This window comes from Acinetobacter sp. 24-47-47, assembly GCF_057737035.1.
Window position 1 is genome coordinate 1,792,690 of the sequence record NZ_CM173216.1, and the last position, 23,392, is coordinate 1,816,081.

The 23,392-nt window shown below is 38.5% G+C and carries 25 protein-coding genes; 8 read left to right on the forward strand and 17 right to left on the reverse strand.

Annotated features, from left to right (window positions below):
• Positions 1-50: 50 nt before the first annotated feature.
• From AC1M9E_RS08410 to AC1M9E_RS08460, 11 genes are all read right to left on the reverse strand, one after another.
• Complete coding sequence (locus tag AC1M9E_RS08410; protein ID WP_180028233.1) at positions 51-1,193, reverse strand: ABC transporter substrate-binding protein; 1,143 nt, start codon at positions 1,191-1,193, stop codon at positions 51-53.
• A gap of 35 nt (positions 1,194-1,228) precedes the next feature.
• A complete protein-coding gene (locus AC1M9E_RS08415) occupies positions 1,229-2,464 on the reverse strand; it encodes an OprD family outer membrane porin (RefSeq protein WP_481587681.1) in 1,236 nt (411 codons plus the stop codon).
• A gap of 226 nt (positions 2,465-2,690) precedes the next feature.
• Positions 2,691-3,653, reverse strand: a complete 963-nt coding sequence (locus AC1M9E_RS08420) for a p-hydroxyphenylacetate 3-hydroxylase reductase component (RefSeq protein WP_180028234.1) — start codon at positions 3,651-3,653, stop codon at positions 2,691-2,693.
• Between the two features lie 49 nt (positions 3,654-3,702).
• Positions 3,703-4,656: a PDR/VanB family oxidoreductase gene (locus AC1M9E_RS08425; RefSeq protein ID WP_481592082.1), complete on the reverse strand. Its 954-nt coding sequence runs from the start codon at positions 4,654-4,656 to the stop codon at positions 3,703-3,705.
• A gap of 30 nt (positions 4,657-4,686) precedes the next feature.
• A complete protein-coding gene (locus AC1M9E_RS08430) occupies positions 4,687-5,424 on the reverse strand; it encodes an SDR family NAD(P)-dependent oxidoreductase (RefSeq protein WP_481589334.1) in 738 nt (245 codons plus the stop codon).
• Between the two features lie 9 nt (positions 5,425-5,433).
• Positions 5,434-5,919, reverse strand: coding sequence for an aromatic-ring-hydroxylating dioxygenase subunit beta (locus tag AC1M9E_RS08435; RefSeq protein ID WP_481608047.1), 486 nt, complete (start codon positions 5,917-5,919; stop codon positions 5,434-5,436).
• Between the two features lie 10 nt (positions 5,920-5,929).
• Positions 5,930-7,207 (reverse strand): aromatic ring-hydroxylating oxygenase subunit alpha, encoded by a 1,278-nt coding sequence (locus AC1M9E_RS08440; protein ID WP_035266339.1) that lies wholly within the window; start codon positions 7,205-7,207, stop codon positions 5,930-5,932.
• A 36-nt stretch (positions 7,208-7,243) separates the two neighbouring features.
• Positions 7,244-7,771, reverse strand: coding sequence for a nuclear transport factor 2 family protein (locus AC1M9E_RS08445; protein ID WP_481608046.1), 528 nt, complete (start codon positions 7,769-7,771; stop codon positions 7,244-7,246).
• 10 nt (positions 7,772-7,781) lie between these two features.
• Complete coding sequence (locus AC1M9E_RS08450; RefSeq protein WP_035266405.1) at positions 7,782-8,141, reverse strand: hypothetical protein; 360 nt, start codon at positions 8,139-8,141, stop codon at positions 7,782-7,784.
• Between the two features lie 24 nt (positions 8,142-8,165).
• Positions 8,166-9,323, reverse strand: coding sequence for an acyl-CoA dehydrogenase family protein (locus tag AC1M9E_RS08455; RefSeq protein WP_488224680.1), 1,158 nt, complete (start codon positions 9,321-9,323; stop codon positions 8,166-8,168).
• Positions 9,320-10,453: an amidase gene (locus AC1M9E_RS08460; protein ID WP_488224681.1), complete on the reverse strand. Its 1,134-nt coding sequence runs from the start codon at positions 10,451-10,453 to the stop codon at positions 9,320-9,322. Before AC1M9E_RS08460 ends, AC1M9E_RS08455 begins: the two co-directional genes overlap by 4 nt.
• A gap of 138 nt (positions 10,454-10,591) precedes the next feature.
• On the opposite strand from AC1M9E_RS08460, the gene AC1M9E_RS08465 reads away from it, so the two are divergent.
• Positions 10,592-11,059, forward strand: a complete 468-nt coding sequence (locus AC1M9E_RS08465; RefSeq protein ID WP_092767678.1) for a MarR family winged helix-turn-helix transcriptional regulator — start codon at positions 10,592-10,594, stop codon at positions 11,057-11,059.
• Between the two features lie 30 nt (positions 11,060-11,089).
• On the opposite strand, the gene AC1M9E_RS08470 is transcribed toward AC1M9E_RS08465, so the two are convergent.
• The 5 genes from AC1M9E_RS08470 to AC1M9E_RS08490 all read right to left on the reverse strand — a co-directional run bounded on the left by AC1M9E_RS08470 (position 11,090) and on the right by AC1M9E_RS08490 (position 16,704).
• The gene (locus AC1M9E_RS08470; protein WP_488225202.1) at positions 11,090-12,076 is read right to left on the reverse strand and encodes a 3-hydroxybutyryl-CoA dehydrogenase; all 987 of its coding nucleotides are present in this window, start codon (positions 12,074-12,076) and stop codon (positions 11,090-11,092) included.
• Positions 12,067-13,182, reverse strand: coding sequence for an NAD/NADP octopine/nopaline dehydrogenase family protein (locus tag AC1M9E_RS08475; RefSeq protein ID WP_481587687.1), 1,116 nt, complete (start codon positions 13,180-13,182; stop codon positions 12,067-12,069). Before AC1M9E_RS08475 ends, AC1M9E_RS08470 begins: the two co-directional genes overlap by 10 nt.
• A gap of 100 nt (positions 13,183-13,282) precedes the next feature.
• Positions 13,283-14,263, reverse strand: a complete 981-nt coding sequence (locus AC1M9E_RS08480) for a helix-turn-helix transcriptional regulator (RefSeq protein WP_488224682.1) — start codon at positions 14,261-14,263, stop codon at positions 13,283-13,285.
• Positions 14,264-14,299: 36 nt separating this feature from the next.
• Positions 14,300-15,646, reverse strand: coding sequence for a spinster family MFS transporter (locus tag AC1M9E_RS08485; protein ID WP_488224683.1), 1,347 nt, complete (start codon positions 15,644-15,646; stop codon positions 14,300-14,302).
• 167 nt (positions 15,647-15,813) lie between these two features.
• The gene (locus AC1M9E_RS08490; RefSeq protein WP_481596405.1) at positions 15,814-16,704 is read right to left on the reverse strand and encodes a LysR substrate-binding domain-containing protein; all 891 of its coding nucleotides are present in this window, start codon (positions 16,702-16,704) and stop codon (positions 15,814-15,816) included.
• Between the two features lie 114 nt (positions 16,705-16,818).
• Between AC1M9E_RS08490 and AC1M9E_RS08495 the strand changes: the two genes are divergently transcribed.
• The 7 genes from AC1M9E_RS08495 to pcaD all read left to right on the forward strand — a co-directional run bounded on the left by AC1M9E_RS08495 (position 16,819) and on the right by pcaD (position 22,858).
• Positions 16,819-17,928, forward strand: coding sequence for a muconate/chloromuconate family cycloisomerase (locus AC1M9E_RS08495; protein WP_481608041.1), 1,110 nt, complete (start codon positions 16,819-16,821; stop codon positions 17,926-17,928).
• 26 nt (positions 17,929-17,954) lie between these two features.
• Positions 17,955-18,245: a muconolactone Delta-isomerase gene (gene catC, locus AC1M9E_RS08500; RefSeq protein ID WP_092766278.1), complete on the forward strand. Its 291-nt coding sequence runs from the start codon at positions 17,955-17,957 to the stop codon at positions 18,243-18,245.
• 151 nt (positions 18,246-18,396) lie between these two features.
• Positions 18,397-19,317, forward strand: coding sequence for a catechol 1,2-dioxygenase (gene catA / locus AC1M9E_RS08505; protein ID WP_481598102.1), 921 nt, complete (start codon positions 18,397-18,399; stop codon positions 19,315-19,317).
• A 142-nt stretch (positions 19,318-19,459) separates the two neighbouring features.
• Positions 19,460-20,131: a 3-oxoacid CoA-transferase subunit A gene (locus AC1M9E_RS08510; RefSeq protein WP_488224684.1), complete on the forward strand. Its 672-nt coding sequence runs from the start codon at positions 19,460-19,462 to the stop codon at positions 20,129-20,131.
• Positions 20,132-20,151: 20 nt separating this feature from the next.
• Entirely contained in the window at positions 20,152-20,805 is a 654-nt protein-coding gene (locus AC1M9E_RS08515; RefSeq protein WP_180028014.1) for a 3-oxoacid CoA-transferase subunit B, read from the forward strand.
• Between the two features lie 23 nt (positions 20,806-20,828).
• Positions 20,829-22,031, forward strand: a complete 1,203-nt coding sequence (pcaF, locus tag AC1M9E_RS08520; protein WP_488224646.1) for a 3-oxoadipyl-CoA thiolase — start codon at positions 20,829-20,831, stop codon at positions 22,029-22,031.
• Between the two features lie 47 nt (positions 22,032-22,078).
• Positions 22,079-22,858 carry a 3-oxoadipate enol-lactonase gene (pcaD, locus tag AC1M9E_RS08525; RefSeq protein ID WP_481610355.1) on the forward strand — a complete coding sequence of 260 codons (780 nt, stop codon included), beginning with the start codon at positions 22,079-22,081 and terminating at the stop codon, positions 22,856-22,858.
• 418 nt (positions 22,859-23,276) lie between these two features.
• Here the strand turns inward: pcaD and AC1M9E_RS08530 are convergent, their stop codons facing one another.
• Positions 23,277-23,384 (reverse strand): DUF2474 family protein, encoded by a 108-nt coding sequence (locus tag AC1M9E_RS08530; RefSeq protein WP_155757002.1) that lies wholly within the window; start codon positions 23,382-23,384, stop codon positions 23,277-23,279.
• Between the last annotated feature and the right edge of the window lie 8 nt (positions 23,385-23,392).

Here is a 23,392-nt window from a genome sequence, read left to right on the forward strand (position 1 = left end):
GAGCGACATATGCATATCGCTCTGATTTCATTTATGATGAAAAGCTAAATTTACTTCAGTAGTTTCCACTGACCATTTTTAACAATGATCATTTCACGCCCACGCTTGTCAAATCCACTATGATCAGATGGGCTCATGTTATACACGCCTTGAGTTCCTGCGACTTCTTTTGTAGATTCCAATGCATCACGTAGAGCTTCACGGAATTGCACGGTGCCAGGCTTTGCTTTTTTCAAAGCAGTCGGTACAGCTTTTTCAAGCAAAATACCTGCGTCATACACATTTGCCCCGAAAGTTGCAGGTGTTTGTTTATATTTTGCTTTATAATCATTGATATATTTAGTAGCAATTTTCTTAGAAGGATGTGTATTAGATACTTCATTTAAAACAAGCATTAAACTGGCAGCTAAAATCGTATTTTCTACTTTCTTGCCACCCATTTTTAAATATTGATCTAAAGCCGCACCATGCGTTTGATAAATTTGCCCTCGATAGCCTCGATCATATAAAGCAGTTTGTGGAGGCACTGCTGAACTACCTGGTGCTGCAACTAGAATTGCCTGTGGTTTTTTACTTATGAGTTTTAACGCTTGACCAGTTAGAGAAGTATCTTGACGTTGAAATGATTCTTGAGCAACGATTTTAATCCCATTTTTCTTTGCTAAATTCGCTAAGACTTTTCCCCAGTTTTCTCCGTACGGATCAGCAGTACCGATAAATCCTAGAGTTGTAATTTTTCGCTTCACCATATCTTGCACAAGCGCTTCTGCGATGATTTCATCATTCTGAGTGGTCTTAAACACCCATTTTTTTTGATCCGTCATTGGCATGACTATCGTAGAAGTTCCAACCGGTGCAAGAAGAGGTACTTTCGCTTTAGCAATCGTCCCAATCACAGCAGAAGCATTTGGTGAACCAGAAGGACCAATGATTGCATCAACTTTGTTTTCTTTAATTAGTTTCTCGACAGCTTTGACAGATGCTGTAGGATCACTCGCATCATCAAGAGAAATATATCGAACGTTCTCATTACCAATTTTTTTAGGTAATAAAGCAACTGTATTTTTTTGTGGTATACCTACCATTGCTACAGGTCCGGATGATGATGTCACAACTCCAATCGTGATATCAGCTTGAGCATAAGTGGCAATTGCGATTAAGCTTGTTGATAATAATAATTTTTTAAACATCATATAATCTCCAGTTTGTCCATTAACTGTTTATGTAATTAGAATTTATAGCTATATGTAGTAATGATTCGATTTTCAACAAAATCATTACCATTGGTTGTTCCTGCACCATATTTAGTAGTCGTGTCGATATACCTCCATTCTATACCCAACCCTTTAAAAGACCCTTCTGGAACGGTGTAGCCGACAATGAAATTAGCTTCAGTTTCTTTATTATCTGGTAGGCCATTACGCTCTATGTTCGTACCATATAAATAACGCAACGTCGTTCTTAAACCCGGCAAACCAACATTTTTAAAGTCATAAGAATAAAGTGCATGATAAGTAAGTTCTTCAGGTTTGATGAAACCTAAAGTTGACCAAGTATGTAGGAACGGTTGAGGAGCGAATCCATCAAATGTTGGAAAATTGGTATCCCCGGAATTTTTTTGAACACCTGCAGCAAAACTATGTGAGCCATTTTGAATGTTGGCCTGAACGCCAAATGTTTTGCTATCTATGTTTCCATAGTATTTGTCACCAGCTTCACTGTTATGGAAATAACGTGCATCTAATTTGATTTTAGAGTCGCCAATTTGAGTGTTATATGCTGCATTTAAATAATGTTGGTTATAAATATCTTCCAGCTGACCAAACCAGTAAGAGCCTGAAATTTTAGGGCTAAAATTATAGTCTAAACCAACATAACTTAAACCATTACTTTCTATTCTTGCTTTACCTGGTGCAAACAAGCTTAGTTTTTCAAACTCATCATCATTACGCGCATTAATATGCGTGATTCGTCCAGCAGACAGTTTTAAATCTTGAATGGCTTTGGTTTCAAATGCCGCACCAGCATATGTTGTCACCAACTGACGTGAATCATCAATAAATGCAACAGGTGTTTTTGGCGAAAGTTCCCCAACTAATAGCTCAGAATCTTTATATTTCAGCTTTAAGGTTGCACCAAATTTATTATAACTACGTTCTTGCTCATTTTTTATGGGATCAAATGGTAAGATCGAATCAGACCTTTCAGCATTATGATTTGATAATCTTAGTGCGTAACTTGAAGTCACGTCAAAACCCACCTGAATGGGTGTATTGGTATAACCTGAACTAAACTTTAGACCTAATGCTTGTGACCAACTACCAACATCAGGCTGTGTTGTGTTATTTCGATCAATAAAGAAATTTCTTAAATTTATTGTCGTTTGACTATCTTTTACCAAGTCCGCATAAACTGCTGTATTACAGCAAATTGCTAGTATTGCAAATGTAGGTAACTTTTTCACTCAACTTCCCCTTAGTTTTTTACTGATTTTCTCACTCAACCCTGTTTAATTTTTTCTATTCAGCTATATGAAATTTCATATATTCAACCCAATTCTTTTCCAATTCCATAGAAAATTCAATTTTCTTTTAAGTATATTTATATACCTTAATTAATAATTAAATCCCTTTTAAATCTTTATAGATTGAAAAAAAGGCCAAATGATCTAACATTTAGCCCAATTTGATTTAATGAATACCCGCAATATCTTTTAGAATGGTGATAAAAGTATTCTTTTCTTGGTCACTGTATTTTGCAAATACTTCATTTTGATGCTCATCAGCAATATCAAATAAATAATGTGCGGTTTTTTTACCTTTATCTGTTAATTGGTAGAATTCTTCTGTTTCGACTAGTAGCTCATCTTTCTTAAGGATTTCCGCTGCTCTTTCTATTTCTCGCATAGGCATTGCTATATCACGTGGCAAATCATCTTTGCATGAACTTGCACCACTGCCTAGCACTAAAAGCATTCGAGCTTCACTCGTTCTAAAACCTGTGACTAATTGCTTTGGGATATAATCATTTTGATAAAACTTGAATGCTCGACTCATGAGATAGGCAACATTATTATATAAATTACCTTGATATAGTTGACCCAAATCATCAGTTTGGACCGGATTTGAATCTTTAATTCTTAACATTGGGTGTGGTGTTACTGCTGAGTACGCACCCTGGTGATATACTAATGGACTACGACCTTCATCTTGAAAATTAACGACCTTTCCAATAATAATCCAGTGATCCCCGCCTTCTACAATTTGAAATAATTCACATTCAAAAACAGCAGAGCAATTTTCCAGAACTGGAGCATTACCTACACCCAAACGGTAGTTTGCTCCTTCGAATTTATCAATATTGCGTTTAGCAAATTTATTCGATACCTCGATTTGTGATCCAGATAAAATATTGACTGCAAAATGACTAGAGTTTTTAAAAACTTCAAAACTGGTCGATTTTTTATCAATACTCCACAAGATTAAAGGTGGGTCTAATGAAACTGAGTTAAAACTATTGGCAGTTACACCCACTTTTTCACCTTGCGCATTTTGCGCTGTAATAATAGTAACCCCAGTTGCAAAATTACCGAGTGCTCTGCGGAATTTCATCGGATCAATAGCTTGTTCTTCCGATTTTTGATAACTATTCATTCCCTTCTCCTGAATCCCAAAATGACCTTCCATGATGGCAATTCAACTATTAAATATCTAAAACTAATCTCGGTGTTTTTGATCGAGAACAACACACTAAAATCTGCTCATTACTTTCTTTTTCTTCGTCAGTAAAGTAGACGTCTCGATGATCGGGTTCGCCTTCAAGCACATCACACATACACGTTCCACAAACGCCCTGTTCGCACGATAACTCGACTTTAATCCCTTCTCGCGCTAAAGCTTGCAGAATAGTTTCCTCTGGAGCTACTTGAATCGTTTTACCACTTTGTTGTGCAACAACTTCAAAACTAGCGCCACCTAAATCAATATCTACCTGAAAATATTCTTTATGTAATTGATCGGAACTAAAACCCTTAGACTCAGCAAGATTAATAATCCAATCCATAAATCCATTAGGACCACAGGTATATAAATGTGAATCTTTGGCAATATCTTTCATTGCGTGATCAAAAAATTCACGATGATTTGCACCATCATCTTTAAAATGGAAAGTTGTATAACTCGCTAAGGGACCTTGCTTGATTTCATCTACAAATGCAGCAGTTTGTTTAGAGGCTGCACAATAATGCAATTCAAATGACTTATTCTTATTCAATAAATCATAAGCCATGGTAATTAACGGTGTAATCCCAATACCACCACCAACTAAAACGCTGTGAGATGCATCTAACAATGGGAACAAATTTTTAGGATGGCTGACTTGTAGTTGCATCCCTTCAGAGATGTCATTAAACGCCGACAGTGATCCCCCTCTTGATGCTTCATCTTTTAAGATCCCTAATCGAAAAACACCTTTTAAACTAGGATCTTGACATAGAGAATACTGACGGATTAAACCATTAGGCAGGAATAGATCGATATGTGATCCAGCTTCGATTTCAGGTAATGGAGACTCAGTTGCTGAAATTAAATCTAAGACAACAACATTTTCCGCTTCTACTGATCTTTTATTTACTATTACGGAGTATTTTTCGTTCATAGTTTTCCCCCTTTATGACTAAGCCAATGCTTAGCGCATAAATAGTCCTCCGTTAATATCCCATGTTGCTCCTGTCACAAAAGCTGCTTGTGGGGATGCTAACAAAGCACAAGTTTCAGCGATAAAACTCATACTGCCTAAAGCCTTAACAGGAATATTATTGATAAACGCTTCCATTTTTTCATCTGAAACAACGCTGTGTACTATTGGAGACTCCATTGGTCCTGGTGCTACGGCATTTACCGTCACACCTTTAGCGGCAAATTCTTTTGCAAAAATTTTAGTCAAAGTTACGATTGCACCTTTTGAAGCTGCATAATGTGCTCCTGTTGCAGTACCACCATTCTGACCAGCCAACGAAGCCATGTTGATAATTCGACCAAAGCCTTTAGATGCCATATATTGACCAATAATTTGACATGACTGAAAGGTTCCTCGTTGGTTGACTTGTGTCACCCAATCAAAATCTCTCGCAGTGATTTCAAGGACAGGAGTTGCTTTAGTTACTGTGGCGTTATTGATTAAAACATCCAACTTGTTGAAATGAGTTTCAATCCAACTCACTGCATCTCTAAAGTCCTGCTCTACTGATATATCCAGTTTTAAGGGATACATCTGCGATGGATACTGACTCGCAGCTTTAGCGCTTTCCGCTTTTTCTAAGGTACTTGCAGTTAAAATAACTTGATGCCCTTGTTCAGCAAAATATTCAGCAATCACATTACCTAAACCAGAGGCAGCACCAGTAACCAAAACAACTTGTGACATGGTCACCTCCTATAGAATGTAACTGATACCAGCTAAGGTATCTGTCGAATTGACTAGATTGATAATTTTACGGTCTATTTTGAGTTCGCCATTCTCTTGACGTATTAGCTCATAAATCACATCAGCAGTGTAATGACGCAAATTTTCTTTGCGGAACTCTCTTAAATTTTGTGCACAGCGTAAAATTATCTTTTGATCAGTTTCTTCAATAATTCGCACACGTGACAGGCTGCGAACAGTATTGGCCTTGGGAGCTGTCGAGATTGCTTCACCATTTTCTAAACGCTCTACACGTAATTGACGCATGTGGTGATTGTCATATGCATAGTTCAAATGGTTTTCGTAATCTGTCAATGATGGATCAATTGGAATGATGTATTTGCCATTTTCATTCCATAAATTTAACCATGCTTGATACTCTGAATGATCTAACATGTCAGCTTCAGCCCAAATGAATGCTGTTACTTCGTTCAAAAGATTTAAATTAATTTTCATGCTCTTCCCCTTAAGCCGTCATCAACTTTTTCCATTGTTGGTAAGCGCCACGCATGCCTGTTTCAGCACTCACGTCACTCTTCAGACCATCTTCAGTTTTGACTTCTCCTGGTAAACCACGGTTCAACATGATCCAAAGATCATTGCCCGCATTTGCACCATGCTGTACACGCTCCCAAGCTTCCGCATCATCTGGCGTACCAAAACCGAAAGGACCTTGGAAATGTTCATGTAGACGTAGGCGATATTGGTTGGCAATTTGTGGTCCACCATCCATCGTAATCACTGAGTGGTGAATTTCAGTTTTATCTACCGCTAATGGTTGCATTACACGGAAGAACGCCATAGAACATGCAATGTTAGGGAAAATATTTAAGTTAAAGCCCGAACCACCGACAGCACGGCAAATTCGACGAACTTCAAGTTCCTCATGACCTTCTTCACGCAGCGCTTGGGCAAGTTCTTCAAAACGCTCTTGGATTGGTCGCTCCATCAACTCTTCATCAAGATCTACCAGTTCTGGAATCATCACCATCACGCTGTGACCATTTCCTAGATCTTCAACATAGCCTGGTTGATTTTCAAAGTTGAAAAGCTCTTCTGTTTTTTCGTCTACAGAACTTAAGAATGATTTATGAACTAATGGGAAATGATACGCGTCAGTTGTATTTTCCAACTGAATCTTCCAGTTACCTGGGAATGTAAAACGATGTTCACCTAATACTTTGACTGGATAACCTGCGCCTTGCTTCATGAATAGATCAATCCACTTTTTCGCAGCACCTAAAAAGTCTTCTAATGGCTCGATATCGTCTTTGAAGGTTGCAAAGATCATACCGTTATATTCTTCTACACGTAGGCTGATCAGTGGAAATTCAGATTTATCTAAACATTCGCCATAACTTTCAGGTGAAGGAACGCCACGCAATGTACCATCCAAAGCGTAACTCCAACCATGATATGGACATACAAAGCTATTTGTTTTGCCTTTTTTATGCTCACAAACTGTAGCAGCACGATGGCGACAGCGGTTGAGTAAAACGTGGACTTTTTTCTTACGATCCCGTACAGCAACTACAGGTTGTTTACCAATATTAATCGTTTTATAACTACCAGCATCTGGAATTTCACTTGCATGAGCAACCCAAACCCAAGTGCTGTAAAAAATTTTTTCCATTTCATCTTCAAAGATTTGTGCATCTTTATATAAAGAGGTATGCACTCGGTCACTTTGAACTAATTCATTGTAATCAATTTCAATATTTTGAACTGGTATTGCACTATTCATCATGTATTCCCTTATAACTTATGCAACTCAACCGACTTAATTTGATTGCGGTACTGGTAACTCATCATCACTGGTCCAATGCGTTACTGGTCGACTGAAAATATTTTCTGTTTGGAAGTGTTTGATTTTCCAAATGCCATTATTTTGTTGCTTAAAACGGATTGTCAGTTTGGCTGCATTCAAGTGGCTTGCACCCGTTTTGAAAGTTGATGTTTGCAACATCAACCAGTGTCCAACAGCCACATCACCCTCAATATAAATTTGTTCAGAATTCACAAAATGTGCATTCATAACAAAATGCGAGTCCTTCAGCGTGTATTTTTTAAACATGTCATATACTGCCTGCCAAGACTCAAGCCGACCAAATGACTGGGCGTATTTTTTCCCTACCCCCTCCCAAATACACTCACGATCAAATAAATCCATCAGCGCTTCTAAATTTGTGTTTTGATTAAGTTCATCACAAATTTCCATATAGCGATTTAGGCAATTACGAATTTGATTCTGCGCTTCCAACTGTTGAAGACGTTGAAGAATGCTTTTGAGTTCATTAGAGTCGACCATATCGATATCCTTATCGTTGAATAATTAATTCACGACCAACTCTTGCTTCAACTTTGCAATACTTCCAAAGTTTATATGGACCTTCTCCGACCACAGTCGTACGGAATAAATTACATGCAGCATGAACTGTTTCAATATCAGGTACATCAGCCAATAAATAGGTTGTCCAAGGCCAACCCGTACTTGCACCTACCATGCTTTGATCATCATCTAAGTTGCCGTATACATGAACGCCAGGTAAATCATGGATACCATTCCACATTTCACCAAATGCTGCCCATACTGCTTTTGCTTCTGCTGGCTCTGCATCAAAGAAGTTTTGGTTAATCCCCATACAGAATAATACGCGTAATGATTTTTTAGCTTCCATTTCGATTTCCTTCTTTTCGGTCATTTATAAATATCCAGGTGTCGGATTAAGCCCAAAGCTCATCGCACCAGCATTTTGTAAAGTTGCATCACCCATAAATGCATGCTGTGTCACGACATTCGTGTCATTCACAAAGCGACTAAATGGATGGTTGGTATAAATGGCAGTCATGCCAGCTAACATTTGCATTTTGCGGGTGACCTTTGCACAGACTCTTGCCGCATGTGTACAAGATAGACGCATATCACTAATTAAATGTGGTTCAGGTTTTCGCCCGTTGAGTACTTCTTCCCATACAATATCCATGGTGTTGTAGAACCATGTTCTTGCAGCTAGGAACTCAGCTTCAGCTTTCGCAAATTCGTACTGAGTGATAGGTCGATTAGCAATTTCTGCACCTCCAGTAATCGACGACTTACCTGGAGCTAATTTTCTAAATTCTTCCAATGACGCCGAGGCTACGCCAATTCCGACTACGGTGAGGACTTGAGTCGCCAAAGAGAGGGATGGATATTTGAAAAATGGTTCGCTGAGTTTAGATGGCTCACCCCGAACAAAAGTCCAATGCTCAGGTACAAGTACATTATCGACAATGAGATCGTGACTACCTGTGCCTTTTAAACCTACTGTATCCCACGTCATTTCAATTTTAGCTTTATGCGCTGGTAAAACAGCCATCCGTGGTAAGCCATGAGATTCATTATCTTTGATCGGGGCAATGCCTACACCAACGATATCTGCACCTTTACAACCACTTGAGAATTTCCAACGGCCTTTTACAACTAAACCCTCATCTATCACTTGAGCAGCTTGCGGTGGAAAAATTCCACCAGCAAAAACGATATCTGGGCCATTTTTATAAAGTTCTGAAAGTGTCTCTTCAGGTAAACTCCCAAGATAAGCTGGGCTCATACCAAAACTTGCAACCCAACCTACTGATCCATCTGCCTTAGAAAGCTTTTCAATAAGTTCACAAAATGCGCGCGGTGAAACCTCATCACCACCGAAACGTTTTGGAACTAAAGCACGATATACCCCAATTGATTTCAGTTTTTGAATAATGTCTTGACTCACGTATGCTTGTTCGTCAAATTCACCTGAACACGCTCGCTGTCTAATCTCTTGACATAATTCTTCTAGATCAATCAGGCTCTCAGTTTGATCTTTGGCTAAATTGCTCATTTGCCACCTCCTTGTGAATGCTTCGTAATATCGACAATGTGTTGTGCAATAGCACACAATTTTTCATCTTCACCATGCTTAGCAATTAATTGCATACCAACAGGTAAGCCATTTGATGTTTCATATGGAATCGTAAGCGCTGGATGGCCCGATAGATTGAATGGTCGCACGAGCTTAGTTAAATTGAGGAAAGCAACAGTATTTTCAGCTTCGTCTAATTTAGGTGGAAATTGAGGTAGTGTCGGCAGTATCAAAACATCAACATTGTTGAGTAAATCATTGATCTGCTCTGTGAATTGAGTTCTTATTAATTCAGCATTTTCTACATCTTTTTGAGTGGTTTCAGATGCTTTTAATAAACGCTGCTGAACATCATTGGCTAGAAGTCCAGTTTGAGTAAGATCATGATATGCACCCCAAGTTTCGTAATTAATGATCGACATACCTGCTTGATATGCCTCATCAATATTGTCTATGAATAGATTTTTTTGAGGTAAATCAATTTTTGTTAACTCAGCATCTAAGACACGCCAAATTTCAGATTCCGCTTCGACACGTAATATTCCTAATTGAATCTGCTGTAGATCGATTTGGATTTCTTTAAATGAAGGATCAATGATCTGCATAGCAAGAATCAGATTGTTGATATCTGATGCGAATGGTCCGACGCAGTCTAAAGTGGTATCTTTTGGCCAAACACCATCACGACTTACACGACCAAATGAAGGTTTTAATCCATACACTCCACAGCAAGCGGCTGGCATACGAATTGATCCACCAGTATCCGTACCAATACTGAAGTCCGCTATATCTGCCGCAATAGCTGCAGCCGAACCACTGGAAGAGCCTCCTGGAATAAGTTGCGGATATTTAACATTTAATGGTGTTCCGAAGTTTTTGTTTATTCCAGTTATACCGAATGCAAGTTCATGAAGATGAGTTTTTCCAATAATTTTGCAATCACTGCTGAGTATATTTTTTATAATTTCAGCATGTGAAATTGCAGGGCATGCTCCACTGCGCGCCTGAGTTCCAAGTGTCGTCACTTCATTTTGTATATCAATTGAGTCTTTAACCACGACTCTAATTTTTCCATCTCCTAAAGAGAGACTTCTAGATATAATATTCAATTCACTTTTCCATGTATTTTTATACTCAACATCAATATCTGAAAAATTAATGTATTTGTCAAGTTATTTTGGAATAAAATAATCTTTGTCTTTTTTCTTGTATAATCAATTATATTTTTTTAAGTTTAATTGCTGCTCATGTTAAAAAATTTTGAAAATTATTTGCCAAATAACGATCCCAAAAGTTTGGAAAATTTCCCATTTTTTTGGATATCTCAAGTTAATGGTAAGTATTCCCAATTGATTGATAAATCTTTAAAAAAAATCGGTCTCGATAATACAAAAAGAAAAATCATTTTGAGTACAAATGCTCTCGGTGAAGCCAATATCACTGAAATAGCAAATTTAGCAACAATCAAATTAACAACTGCAACTAAGGCAATCTATAGATTAGTCGAAGAAGGTATCGTTGAAGTTTTCTCATCCCCTCATGATGAAAGGATTTCTATGGTGAAGCTCACTGAAAAAGGATATGGTCTGGTGGATGAAATTAATCAGATCAATCGTGTTACTTTAGCTGGTATATTAAATTCTTTTGATGAACAAGAACTTGAGTCACTAAATTTACAATTAAAGAAAATATTCAATTTAATGCCAAATAGGTAAAAAGACTAAAATCTTTTTACCTACTAACGCTTATTTCATAATTTCATATTGTGGAATAAGCTGATTAAATCGCAAATTTTCAGCGAATTTTGATATGACATTTAGTTTATATTGATAAATATCCATGCTTTCATATTTGTAAAAACCTGATAGTTCTCTAATACCATTTCTATTTTCCCTCATATTTTTTTTGATAATATCAGGGGCTTTGTAACGCTCACCAAGTTCTTCTCTCAAATACTCAGAAGCTTGATACAAAATATCTCCTCCACCCCAATCGATAAACTCTAGCATACCTAACACTGAAAAACGCAAACCAAAACCTGTACGAATCGCTTTATCAATATCCTCAGCACTTGCTACGTTTTCTTCAACCATTCTCGCTGCTTCATTCATTGCTAATGCTTGAATTCTTGGAACAATGTATCCAGCAACTGCATTACAAATCACGGGGACTTTACCAATTGCCTCAAGTAATGTTTTTAGTTTTTCTACTGCTATATCAGCAGTATGCTCCGATCGGCTTAGCTCAACTAAAGGCATTAAATACCCAGGATTAAGCCAATGCGCATTAACAATACGTTCTGGATGAGAAATTAATTTTGCTATATCAGTGACCAAAAAGGTCGAAGTCGTTGATGCTACAATACAGTTTTTAGAAATTAAGGGTTCTAACCACCGAAAACAATGTTGTTTATGAGTCATTATTTCAGGCACACCTTCAATAATTAATTCACAATTTTTCCAATCAATAGTTTGATTATCTTTGAAATAGAAATGAATTCTTTCTTTTAATACTTTACATTGATCATTCACTAACATCCCGATATGTTCTAAGAGATGCAACTCTTGGTCGAGGCTGTCATTCCATTTTTGCAGAAATTCATTTTTTTCTGCTGGGTTTCGATCTTTTACGTCTACAAGTGCAATCTCAATTCCTGCATATGCGAATGCGATCGCAATCGCATTACCCATTCTACCTGCACCTACAATAATAATATTTTTAATCATGCAGATTGCTCTCCGGAGTTCAACAGGTGTTTTAATTGTTGCTGTGTTAAATCAAATAACCCTAAATTTTCAAGAGTGCGACCCTCACTATACAAATCCCTACCAGTAATTGATGATGCGATATTCAGAAGCCCTTCAGCAATCGGCGTTTTGACTCCAACATACTTACCAACCGATACAATAAATGACAGGCCTAATCGTGTGTCTTCGAGCATATACCGATGTGAATGTAAATCTATTTTCTCGCGCCAATCGCCACTGTCAGTCAACTTACCATGTGCCCCCCTACCATACATCCACTCATCTCCTTCACCCTCTTTATTGTAATGATCTGCGAGTGGGAAATGCTGTTTCGAGTATCCCAATGCTTCACGAATATTCATTCGCTCTTGATCTAATAAGCTCGTTACTCTCCTCACTGAAGGTTGAGTACCTTCATTATGAATATCCCATACATCAAAATGTTCTAAAGGTGCAGCATTGAGCATAATTAATGGAGGATGAATAATGGGTCCTGCATTCATTAAAGCTCCACTCAAAGCATCCTCTATAGGCTCGATGCTGTCATAAGCTTGCTTTAATACTCTAATAGCATGATCTTTTAATTTTGCTGGATAGACCCCAGTAGGCAATCGCGTCGCATATACACTAATCACGATAGAATTCGGACTATGTTTTCTTACTAAATATGGCAAAGTACCCGTTTCAGCAAAAGCCACGTCAGACTTATTCCCAACTTTAAGCATTGCTTGAGCAAATAGGTATGTTCCAAAAGTACCTGGGGGTAAAAATACGACTTGACCAGATGTTAAGTAGGGTGCTATTTCAATCGATAAATCTTCATGGCTTGTTGCGGGTAAAGGAATAATAATCAATTCAGCGTTTTCAATAGCTTTGGATAAATCAGTTTCAAGTTGGATTTTTTGATGTTCATCCCCAACAGATACTGTTCTAGTGCCACGAAAGTCTTTTACAGTAAGCTCACCATATTTCGCTAATTCTTTTAGTGAATCTCGATCTCTTCGCCATAATTTAACTTCGTGATTTTTTTCCGCCATCTCCACTGCTGATGCATAACATCCATGTCCACCGCCAAGAACCGTGATTTTCATTTTCTTCCCTTACATATCTATTGTGTATTGTGATAGTAGGAAAGATTCTTCTTTTTGCTCGCGTCAAAAAGCGGTACTGCTATTCGAATTACGAATTTATTTATATTAATTTGTTTTGTTTCACGGTTTCTGAAGGCGTGCATCCATAACGTTTTTTATAAAGCCGAGTAAAGTGTCCAAAGCTTCTTACACCATGAGCATTGAAGATATCAATTATAGGCTGATCAACCTGAGTGTGTTTAAGTTCTTGATGAACTCGGTCCAATTTGATTGATGTCATGAAACTGAGAGGCGTTTGGTTCAAATAGGTATTAAATCCCTTTTGAAGCGTTCTTACCGAGACTTTTACAAGCCTCGCAACTTCCTCAATCGAGATTGCTTCCATATAATGTTGCTCAATCAAATGAGCTGCATTTTTGATATAACTTGGGATGAGTTGATATTTTTTATCTGCGATTCGTTCACTGAAATTATGTGGAATTTTGATCAGTAATAACTCAGTCAAATATGAACTAAAGCTATCAGAAATTTGCCACCAGTTTTCAATATTTGAATATGCAAAGCATAAGTAGTTCAGTGTTTCTAAAATTGAAATTCTTTCTTCAGATGTATAGGAAATGCCACTATCGAAAATAAGATTTTTTTGAGGGATATACCCCAACAAGCGATATAAAACAGTGTTGATCAACTCATGATCAATTTTTAATATGATATTTCTACATTTGGCTTGGAGTTCAATTCTATTTTCAAAATGAGGATGAGAAACTGTAAGTAATCCAGGACGTTGTTGATAAGTTGAATGATCATATTTGACTTTACATTCCCCTTCCAAATTAAATCTAAACAGATAACTTTGACACTCAGCACCAAAACTAATTTGAACTGGAGCATTGTAACTTAATTCAAATAGTGCAACTTGACCAAATGAAAACCCACTTAATTTTACTTCTAAAGATTCATCATTCAATACTTCAAATTGATGAGGGCACAAGTATTGTCCTATCACATCTTTAATCTGAAAATAATCTTTTGAAGACAATAAGTTGAATTTCTTTAAAAGTTTCAGATTCGATAAATACATGATAGGTGTACCCTCATTATTTTATTCAGACATGATTTATTTAGACTCAACTTGCAAACTATTTTCGAAGGCTTTACAACCCACTTTCAATAATACAAAGCACAATACGCATGATATTGCACCAACGATAGATATCGATGAACCGACCATTAAAGGATTTTCAAAAATACGATCCGTAATTAAAGCCACTAATGTGGTACCAATACCTAAAGCAATCAAATTACTGATGAGTAAAAAGATAGATGAGATTTGGGCACGTAATTGATTTGGCGAAAGCATTTGCATTGCTGTTGTTGAGATCGGCATTGGGAAAGAAGCGAAAAACATTGCAACAACCAACAATGTAACTGATAGCCATAATTCATTAACTTGTGAAAACAAAATCATTGGAATAATCAGACCTACGATTCCAATCACACCCACAAACATAGGCGAATCTTTTCTGCCTTTTTGAATAAAATAATCATTCATCCAACCAGCCGCAAATACACCTAAAGTATTTGAAATCAGTAACACGGCACCCAACATATAGCCCACTTCAGTAGGTGTCATATTGTAATGTCGTATGTAAAATGCAGGTGTCCAGCTAATTAAGCAAAACAATGCCATGGCATAAAAAGTAAATCCCAAATAATGACATGTAAATGTTTTTTTATGCTTTTTCAAAAATTTAAAAGTATCACTAAGCTTTACTTTTACCACGTTCCCCTGCGCATCGACCATTTGCCCTTTACGCTTAGGATCTTTAACAGTTAAAAGTACCAATATGCCAATAATGACTCCTGGTAAACCTACTAAAATAAACGCCACTTGCCATGCCTTTAACATTCCAAATAAGGGTACAGCAATAAGAGACATGTCCTTGAGTAATCCAATGACAAAACCACCTACTAAGAATGCGATTCCCCCACCAACAAAAGATCCAATCGAATAAATAGCGACAGCTCGACCCAATTTATCTTTTGCAAACATATCACTAAACATTGAATAGGCTGCAGGTGACAAAGCAGCTTCACCAATTCCTACGCCCATTCTGCTCAAAAACAACTGGATAAAGTTCTTACTTAAACCACATAAAGCTGTTGCAATGCTCCAAAATACAATCCCGGCAGCAATTAATTTTGGTCTTGAGAATCGATCTGCGATATAAGCCAATGGAAGACCCATGAATGCGTAAAATAAAGAAAAAGCTAGTCCGTGAAGTAAACTGAATTGCGTGTCTGTTAAATTCAAATCTGCTTTTATCGGTTCAATCATCAAAGCCAAAATTTGACGATCGATAAAAGAAAATATATATGCAATCATGCAAAGTATTACAACATACCAAGCATAAATATCCTTTTTTTTTGCATCATTACTCTTTAACTCGGAAATTTTTTCCATCGAAATCATCCTAAATATTTTATAGATCAGCGCTATCCCTATGACAAATCCATGCCAATTTATGCTGATTTATAAAATTAATATCATTTTTAACATTATTATTCTATTTATTTTTCCATTAAATATTACATATAAATAGATATTTTATATTAATCTAATCATAAAAATTAGTTCATGCTCTTCAATTCGTCTAGATAATCTAATATTTGTTTGATGTATTCATTATTATCGATACTTCTATAGGCAACTGTAATTGGACTTTCAGCCTCATTATCTAGAATTGGTATAAATTTCAAATTTTTCATACCTATAGAGCATGCACTCTTTGGAATAATACACCCCCCCTCACCAGATGACACCATCCCCAATGCCATATGGATTTCTCTCGTCTCGATCAGATTTTGTGGAATTAAGTCAAGTTCAGAGAATATTCCTTGAATAAAAGTTGAGAAGTTTGGTTTAGGAGTATTTGGATATATATAAATATGTTCGTTGACCAATTGTGATAAATGTACTTCCTTAACATTTTGGGTCACTAATGTATGATCTTTGTGCACTGCTAAAAAAAGTTGCTCTCTTTCGATCACTATTCTTTTTATTGAAGGATCACTAATTCCTAATCGACCAAACCCAATATCAATTTTTCCCAATTTCAAAGCTTCTACCTGGTCTCTGGTTCCGCATTCCACTAATTCAACTTTTATATTTGCAATATGCTTTCTTAAATAATCAATAATCTCAGGTAATTTCCAATAAAAAAGCGAACCAACATACCCAATTCGTACGGTAGTATCTGTCACTTTATATCGATTTACCATCGATTTAGCATGTGCTGTTAAGGTCAGTATCTGTACAGCATATTGGTAAAAAAATTCTCCAACTTCAGTTGTTTTGATCGGTCTCATGCCTCTTTCAAATAATACGACACCTAACTCTGACTCTAAGTTTTTGATTTGTCGTGTAAGTGGTGGTTGTGCGATACATAATTTTTCAGCAGCTTTTGTAATACTTTTTTCTTCGACCACAGTAGCAAAATACTTTAATGTTCTTAATTCCATTGAAATTTCCTCAATCCATACTTTTTTAGTATTTTAATATACTACTTAACCTCTATTTTCAATACTTTATTTCAAATAAGGTATTTAGCATATATTAATGGAATATATTGCTGCATGTACAAAAATATTGAAACCTTGCTCGTTGAAATCCCGACGATCCGCCCACACAAGATGGCGGTCGCAACGATGCAAACTCAAACCTTAGTCCTCATTAAAATCGAAACTTCGGATGGTTTCATTGGTTGGGGCGAAGCAACCACCATCGGTGGCTTAGGCTATGGTGAAGAAAGCCCTGAAAGTATCAAAACCAATATCGATACTTATTTTGCTCCACTACTCAAAACTTTTACTGATTTCAACATTGCTCAAATTATGCAAGTGTTGAAGAAGAATATTAATGGCAACCGTTTTGCAAAATGTGCCATTCAAACTGCTTTACTGGATATTCAGGCTCAACGTTTAGGTTTGCCGCTGTCTGAAGTGTTAGGTGGCCGTCTGCGTGACAGCGTTCCTGTACTTTGGGTGTTGGCTTCTGGTGATACAGATAAAGATATCGCTGAAGCGAAAAAGATGATCGAAGCTAAGCGTCATAACTTCTTTAAATTAAAAATTGGTTCTCGTGCTGTAGAAGCAGATGTTGAGCATGTTCTCACCATCAAAAAAGCGTTAGGTGCTGATATTTCTATCCGTGTCGATGTGAACCGTGCTTGGTCTGAGTTAGAAGCGATCAAAGGTATTCAGCTTCTGCAAGATGGTGGTGTGGATCTAATTGAACAGCCATGTGCGATTGACAATATTGATGCCATGGAGCGTTTAACTCGTCGTTTTGATATTGCCATTATGGCGGATGAGTCATTGATGGGTCCAAGTACAGCTTATCGTTTAGCGAAGCGTAATGCTGCTTCTGTGTTTGCTGTAAAAGTTGCTCAGTCTGGTGGCCTACTCGAAGGTCGTGATGTAGCAACCATTGCAAACCTCGCTGGTGTAGATCTGTATGGTGGCACGATGCTTGAAGGTTCTGTTGGCACCATCGCTTCTGCACATTTGTTCTCGACCTTTGAGAATTTGGCATATGGCACTGAATTATTTGGTCCATTGCTGTTAACTGACGAAATTTTAAAGACCCCGCTTCAATATCGTGATTTCGAATTACATCTGCCTCAAGGCAATGGTTTAGGTATTGAGTTGGATTTAGACAAGATTGACAACCTTCGCCGCAAATAAGCGACGTGATACATCAGGAGTGAGACATGCTGTTTCATGTACGAATGGATGTGAACATCCCACTGGATATGCCAGTTGAAAAAGCGAATGAGATCAAAGCTGTTGAAAAGGCGTATTCGCAAGAGTTACAGCAACAAGGCAAGTGGCGTCATATCTGGCGAATCACAGGTCAGTATTCAAACATCAGTATTTTTGATGTGGAAAGCAATGAAGAGCTTCATTCAATTTTACAAGGTCTTCCGCTTTATCCATATATGAATATCGAAGTAATGGCGTTAAATCGCCACCCATCTTCTATCCGTGAAGATGATCGTTAAGTTTTAAGTGTCTTGGCTTGATTGATTCAGGCCATGACATCAATACATCCAGAGGTTTTTTTAGCGTCATTTTAAACAAGGATTGTGGCAGCGAGCTCAAACACATTAGAAGTCAGCCACCACACAGCAAGCATACTTAAGGAGAAATAGTATGAACCGCGAACAAATTAATGCTTTAGTTAAAAAGATGAACGTTGATACTGCAACAGGTCCTGTTGATGAACGTGTTCAACAAATCGTTGTACGTTTAGTATCTGACTTATTCCAAGCGATTGAAGATTTAGATTTAAGCCAATCTGAAGTTTGGAAGGGTCTTGAGTACTTTACTGATGCTGGTCAAGCAAACGAATTAGGTCTTTTGGCTGCTGGTTTAGGTCTTGAGCATTTCCTTGATTTACGTGCAGATGAGAAAGATGCTCAAGCAGGTATTACAGGTGGTACTCCACGTACAATTGAAGGTCCATTGTATGTCGCTGGTGCACCAGAATCAGTTGGTTTTGCACGTATGGATGATGGTTCTGAAGAAGGCAAAATTCCAACTTTAATTATTGAAGGTATCGTTAAAGATACTGAAGGTAACATCATTGAAGGCGCTAAAGTTGAAGTTTGGCATGCAAACAGCTTAGGTAACTACTCGTTCTTTGATAAGTCTCAATCTGACTTCAACTTACGTCGTACGATCTTCACCGATGCACAAGGTCAATATACAGCATTAACCACAATGCCTGTAGGTTATGGCTGCCCACCAGAAGGTACAACTCAGTTTGTATTAGACAAACTTGGTCGTCATGGTAACCGCCCTTCACATGTGCATTACTTCGTCACTGCACCTGGCTACCGTAAATTAACTACGCAGTTCAACATCGAAGGTGATAAATACCTTTGGGATGACTTTGCATTTGCAACGCGTGATGGCTTAGTGGCAACTGCTGTAGACGTAACTGATGAAGCTGAAATTGCTCGTCGTGGTCTGAAAGGTGCGTTCAAACATATTCAATTTGACATTGAATTAGTGAAAGACGTTGAAGGTGCGCCTTCTACTGAAGTTGAACGCCGCCGCGCATCAGCTTAAAAATTATAAAGGGATGGATCTTGCATCCATCCTTTATCTTATTCACCTAAAGAATTTAGACCAATCCAAATCTAATCATTTTGATTTGTTTAAATTTTTGCAAGACCGAAAAGGATATAGATAGCTTTATCTATAAAACGCTATGATTGATAAATCTCAAAAGACTTTAACCGAAGCCCTCTCCCAAATTAAAGACGGTTCAACCATTATGATTGGTGGGTTTGGTACCGCAGGTCAGCCTGCTGAACTCATCGATGGCTTAATTGAACTCGGTATTAAAGACTTAGTGATCGTCAACAACAACGCAGGTAATGGTGATTACGGCTTGGCTAAACTGTTACAAGCAGGCGCTGTGCGTAAAATCATCTGTTCTTTTCCTCGTCAGTCTGACTCTTATGTCTTCGATGAACTCTACCGTGCAGGCAAAATCGAGTTAGAACTTGTACCGCAAGGCAACTTGGCTTGCCGTATTCAAGCGGCGGGTATGGGCTTAGGTCCAATCTACACACCAACAGGTTTTGGTACTTTGCTCGCTGAAGGCAAACCAATCATGAACTATGAAGGTAAAGACTACGTTTTAGAAAATCCAATCAAAGCTGACTTTGCGTTAATTAAAGCGCATAAGGGCGATCGCTGGGGGAACTTGGTGTACCGTAAATCTGCACGTAACTTTGGTCCAATTATGGCCATGGCAGCAGATATCACCATCGCACAAGTATCAGAAGTCGTGGAACTCGGTGCCTTAGATCCTGAACACATCATCACCCCTGGGATCTTTGTACAACACGTTGTACAAGTTCAACCTGCGCAGTAATTTGAGATTGGAGAAATAAAATGAGTTATCAAAAATTAACCCGTGATCAAATTGCTGAACGTGTTGCACAAGATATTCCTGATGGTGCTTATGTCAACCTTGGCATTGGTTTACCGACGAAAATCTCGAGTTACTTACCTGCTGACAAAGATGTCTTTTTACATTCTGAAAATGGTTTATTGGCCTTTGGTCCACCCCCTGCGGAAGAAGACCGTGACCCTGAGTTAATTAACGCAGGTAAAGAGTTTGTAACCCTGCTAGAAGGCGGAGCTTTCTTCCATCATGGTGATTCATTTGCCATGATGCGTGGTGGTCATTTAGACATCGCGGTACTGGGTGCTTTCCAAGTGGCAGAAAATGGTGATCTTGCAAACTGGCATACCGGTGCACCTGATGCCATTCCTGCTGTGGGTGGTGCAATGGACTTAGCCGTGGGTGCGAAGAAAGTCTTTATTACCACCGATCATGTCACTAAAAAAGGCGAACCGAAAATCGTTGCTGAGCTGACTTATCCTGCGACAGGTTTGAAATGTGTGGACCGCATTTATACGGACCTTTGTGTGATTGATGTGACGGCAGATGGCATGAAAGTCATTGAGAAAGTTGAAGGCTTATCTTTTGAAGAGCTTCAATCGATGACGGGTGCCAAACTCATTGATGCCACTCAGGCTTAAGACTGGTTTTAGGATCTTACACTATGAAAAACGCATACATCATTGATGCCATCCGTACGCCTTTTGGTCGTTATGCCGGTGGTTTAGCACCTGTCCGTGCGGATGACTTAGGTGCAGTGCCATTAAAAGCGTTAATGGAACGTAACCCTTCTGTGGATTGGAATGTCGTCGATGACGTTTTATTTGGTTGTGCCAACCAAGCCGGTGAAGATAACCGTAACGTCGGTCGTATGTCGGCGCTTTTAGCAGGTATCCCTTATACAGTACCTGCAACCACAGTCAACCGTTTATGTGGTTCATCACTCGATACCGTAGCAATGGCCGCGCGTGCCATTAAAGCTGGTGAAGCTGACGTGATTGTGGCAGGTGGTGTTGAATCTATGTCACGTGCCCCATTTGTGATGGGTAAATCTGAGAGTGCATTTGGTCGTAGTCAAAAGATTGAAGACACCACCATGGGCTGGCGTTTTATCAACCCGAAGCTTAAAGAAATGTATGGTGTTGAAACCATGCCGCAAACGGCCGAAAACGTGGCTGAACAGTTCAACATTAGCCGCGCTGATCAAGACCAATTTGCTTTAACCAGCCAACAACGTACGGCTGGAGCGCAAGCACGCGGTTTCTTTGATCAAGAAATCGTGCCTGTGACTATTCCACAGCGTAAAGGTGATGCGGTTGTGGTGGCAAAAGATGAACATCCTCGTGCAACCACCCTCGAGGCCTTAACCAAGTTAAAACCTGTTGTAAAAGCAGACGGTACAGTAACCGCAGGTAATGCATCAGGGATTAACGATGGTGCTGCTGCGATTCTGATTGCGTCTGATGCAGCTGTAGAAAAATATGGTTTAAAGCCTCGTGCCAAAGTGATTGGTGCAACCACCGTTGGGGTTGAACCTCGCATTATGGGCTTTGGTCCTGCACCTGCGATTAAAAAGTTACTGGCTCAAACAGGTTTAACACTAGAGCAAATGGATGTGATTGAGGTGAACGAAGCGTTTGCAGCACAAGCATTGGCATGTACACGTGACCTAGGTTTAGCCGACGATGATGCGCGTGTAAACCCAAATGGTGGTGCAATTGCACTGGGTCATCCATTGGGTGCATCAGGTGCGCGTTTGGTGACGACTGCACTGAATCAACTTGAAGCAACTGGTGGCAAATATGCATTGTGCTCTATGTGTATCGGTGTGGGTCAAGGCATCGCTTTAATTATTGAACGTGTTTAACTATTAAAACCCCCTCCCTTTTCTTAAGGGAGGTCGGGAGGGATTCTATGCCTACTTTTTCTTCAAATGATGCGCAAATCAATTATCAAACTTTTGGTGATTCAAGCAAGCCTGCTCTTGTTTTCTCTAACTCTTTAGGGACAAATTTCAGCATGTGGCAATCACAAATTGAGTTTTTTAAAGCTTCTCATTATGTGATTTGTTATGACACGCGTGGTCATGGTGCATCAGACGCGCCTCAAGGTCCATATACCATTGATCAACTTGGTCAAGATGTGGTGAATTTACTCGACCATTTAAATGTTGATAAAGCTGCATTCTGTGGTATTTCGATGGGTGGTTTGACAGGCCAATGGTTAGCGATCAATCATCCTCAACGCTTTAGTCATGTGATTGTGTGTAATACCGCCGCTAAAATTGGCAATGAAAATGCTTGGAATGATCGTGCCGTATTGGTTCGTGAACAAGGTTTAGCACCGATTGCATCAACGGCTGCAGGTCGTTGGTTTACAGATCCCTTTATCCAAAGCAACCCAGCAGTGATTGAAAAACTTTCAAACGACTTAGGAGCTGGCAGCCCTGAAGGTTATGCAAGCTGCTGTGAAGCTTTGGCTAAGGCGGATGTGCGTGAACAACTCAAACAGATTTCGATTCCTGTATTGATTATTGCAGGTCAGCAAGACCCTGTGACCACTGTGGCAGATGGTCAGTTTATGCAAGCCGCGATTGCGGGTAGTCAACTTGTTGAGATTAATGCTTCGCACATTTCGAATGTTGAACAACCACAAGCGTTTAACCAGGCTGTGGCTGAATTTATTCAGGCTTAAGTTCGGAACAACTCAAACCTGAACTCAGGAAACATCACTTGTCACGGGTGACTCATCTTGACGCTTTGCCAGATTGCTCCACCAGTCTGGCTTTTTTTTTCACAGTAATTAGACCATGAACAACGACAATTAAATATCAGTCTCGTGATTCCTTAAAACGGCGATAGTTATGTCATAAGTGATTGAAACGATGTCACTCATCATTCTCAAAGATTCAGATGATTCTTCTAATTTGATCTTAAATCAATTATTTAAGTAAATTTTTAAAGCGTTGGTTTAGAAGCTAAAATCCGCTTAATTGTGCCTATATCATAGTTTCTATTATCCAATTATGATCAACAACGATTAGTCGTTAGTATTTAAATTAAAAACCCATCACCTAGATGATGGGTTAATTGTTGATGTCTAAAGATTTAGATTAATACGCCCACTGGATGAGCAATCGAAATAGACCAGCAATCAATAATAGACTTAAAAAACCACCGAGCCATAAAACAATAAACCACCCTGCTTGATTCAGTTTCATTATCATTC

What these genes read in the sequence shown, in the direction of transcription:
- catA (WP_481598102.1), top strand. Translation starts at nt 18,397, where the DNA reads ATGAACCGCGAACAAATTAATGCTTTAGTTAAAAAGATGAACGTTGAT.
- AC1M9E_RS08425 (WP_481592082.1), bottom strand. Translation starts at nt 4,656, where the DNA reads ATGAACGAAAAATACTCCGTAATAGTAAATAAAAGATCAGTAGAAGCG.
- AC1M9E_RS08435 (WP_481608047.1), bottom strand. Translation starts at nt 5,919, where the DNA reads ATGAAAATTAATTTAAATCTTTTGAACGAAGTAACAGCATTCATTTGG.
- AC1M9E_RS08485 (WP_488224683.1), bottom strand. Translation starts at nt 15,646, where the DNA reads ATGGAAAAAATTTCCGAGTTAAAGAGTAATGATGCAAAAAAAAAGGAT.
- AC1M9E_RS08455 (WP_488224680.1), bottom strand. Translation starts at nt 9,323, where the DNA reads ATGAGCAATTTAGCCAAAGATCAAACTGAGAGCCTGATTGATCTAGAA.
- AC1M9E_RS08410 (WP_180028233.1), bottom strand. Translation starts at nt 1,193, where the DNA reads ATGATGTTTAAAAAATTATTATTATCAACAAGCTTAATCGCAATTGCC.
- AC1M9E_RS08450 (WP_035266405.1), bottom strand. Translation starts at nt 8,141, where the DNA reads ATGGAAGCTAAAAAATCATTACGCGTATTATTCTGTATGGGGATTAAC.
- AC1M9E_RS08510 (WP_488224684.1), top strand. Translation starts at nt 19,460, where the DNA reads ATGATTGATAAATCTCAAAAGACTTTAACCGAAGCCCTCTCCCAAATT.
- AC1M9E_RS08430 (WP_481589334.1), bottom strand. Translation starts at nt 5,424, where the DNA reads ATGTCACAAGTTGTTTTGGTTACTGGTGCTGCCTCTGGTTTAGGTAAT.
- pcaF (WP_488224646.1), top strand. Translation starts at nt 20,829, where the DNA reads ATGAAAAACGCATACATCATTGATGCCATCCGTACGCCTTTTGGTCGT.
- AC1M9E_RS08490 (WP_481596405.1), bottom strand. Translation starts at nt 16,704, where the DNA reads ATGGAATTAAGAACATTAAAGTATTTTGCTACTGTGGTCGAAGAAAAA.
- catC (WP_092766278.1), top strand. Translation starts at nt 17,955, where the DNA reads ATGCTGTTTCATGTACGAATGGATGTGAACATCCCACTGGATATGCCA.
- pcaD (WP_481610355.1), top strand. Translation starts at nt 22,079, where the DNA reads ATGCCTACTTTTTCTTCAAATGATGCGCAAATCAATTATCAAACTTTT.
- AC1M9E_RS08440 (WP_035266339.1), bottom strand. Translation starts at nt 7,207, where the DNA reads ATGAATAGTGCAATACCAGTTCAAAATATTGAAATTGATTACAATGAA.
- AC1M9E_RS08515 (WP_180028014.1), top strand. Translation starts at nt 20,152, where the DNA reads ATGAGTTATCAAAAATTAACCCGTGATCAAATTGCTGAACGTGTTGCA.
- AC1M9E_RS08480 (WP_488224682.1), bottom strand. Translation starts at nt 14,263, where the DNA reads ATGTATTTATCGAATCTGAAACTTTTAAAGAAATTCAACTTATTGTCT.
- AC1M9E_RS08420 (WP_180028234.1), bottom strand. Translation starts at nt 3,653, where the DNA reads ATGAATAGTTATCAAAAATCGGAAGAACAAGCTATTGATCCGATGAAA.
- AC1M9E_RS08475 (WP_481587687.1), bottom strand. Translation starts at nt 13,182, where the DNA reads ATGAAAATCACGGTTCTTGGCGGTGGACATGGATGTTATGCATCAGCA.
- AC1M9E_RS08530 (WP_155757002.1), bottom strand. Translation starts at nt 23,384, where the DNA reads ATGAAACTGAATCAAGCAGGGTGGTTTATTGTTTTATGGCTCGGTGGT.
- AC1M9E_RS08445 (WP_481608046.1), bottom strand. Translation starts at nt 7,771, where the DNA reads ATGGTCGACTCTAATGAACTCAAAAGCATTCTTCAACGTCTTCAACAG.
- AC1M9E_RS08495 (WP_481608041.1), top strand. Translation starts at nt 16,819, where the DNA reads ATGTACAAAAATATTGAAACCTTGCTCGTTGAAATCCCGACGATCCGC.
- AC1M9E_RS08465 (WP_092767678.1), top strand. Translation starts at nt 10,592, where the DNA reads ATGTTAAAAAATTTTGAAAATTATTTGCCAAATAACGATCCCAAAAGT.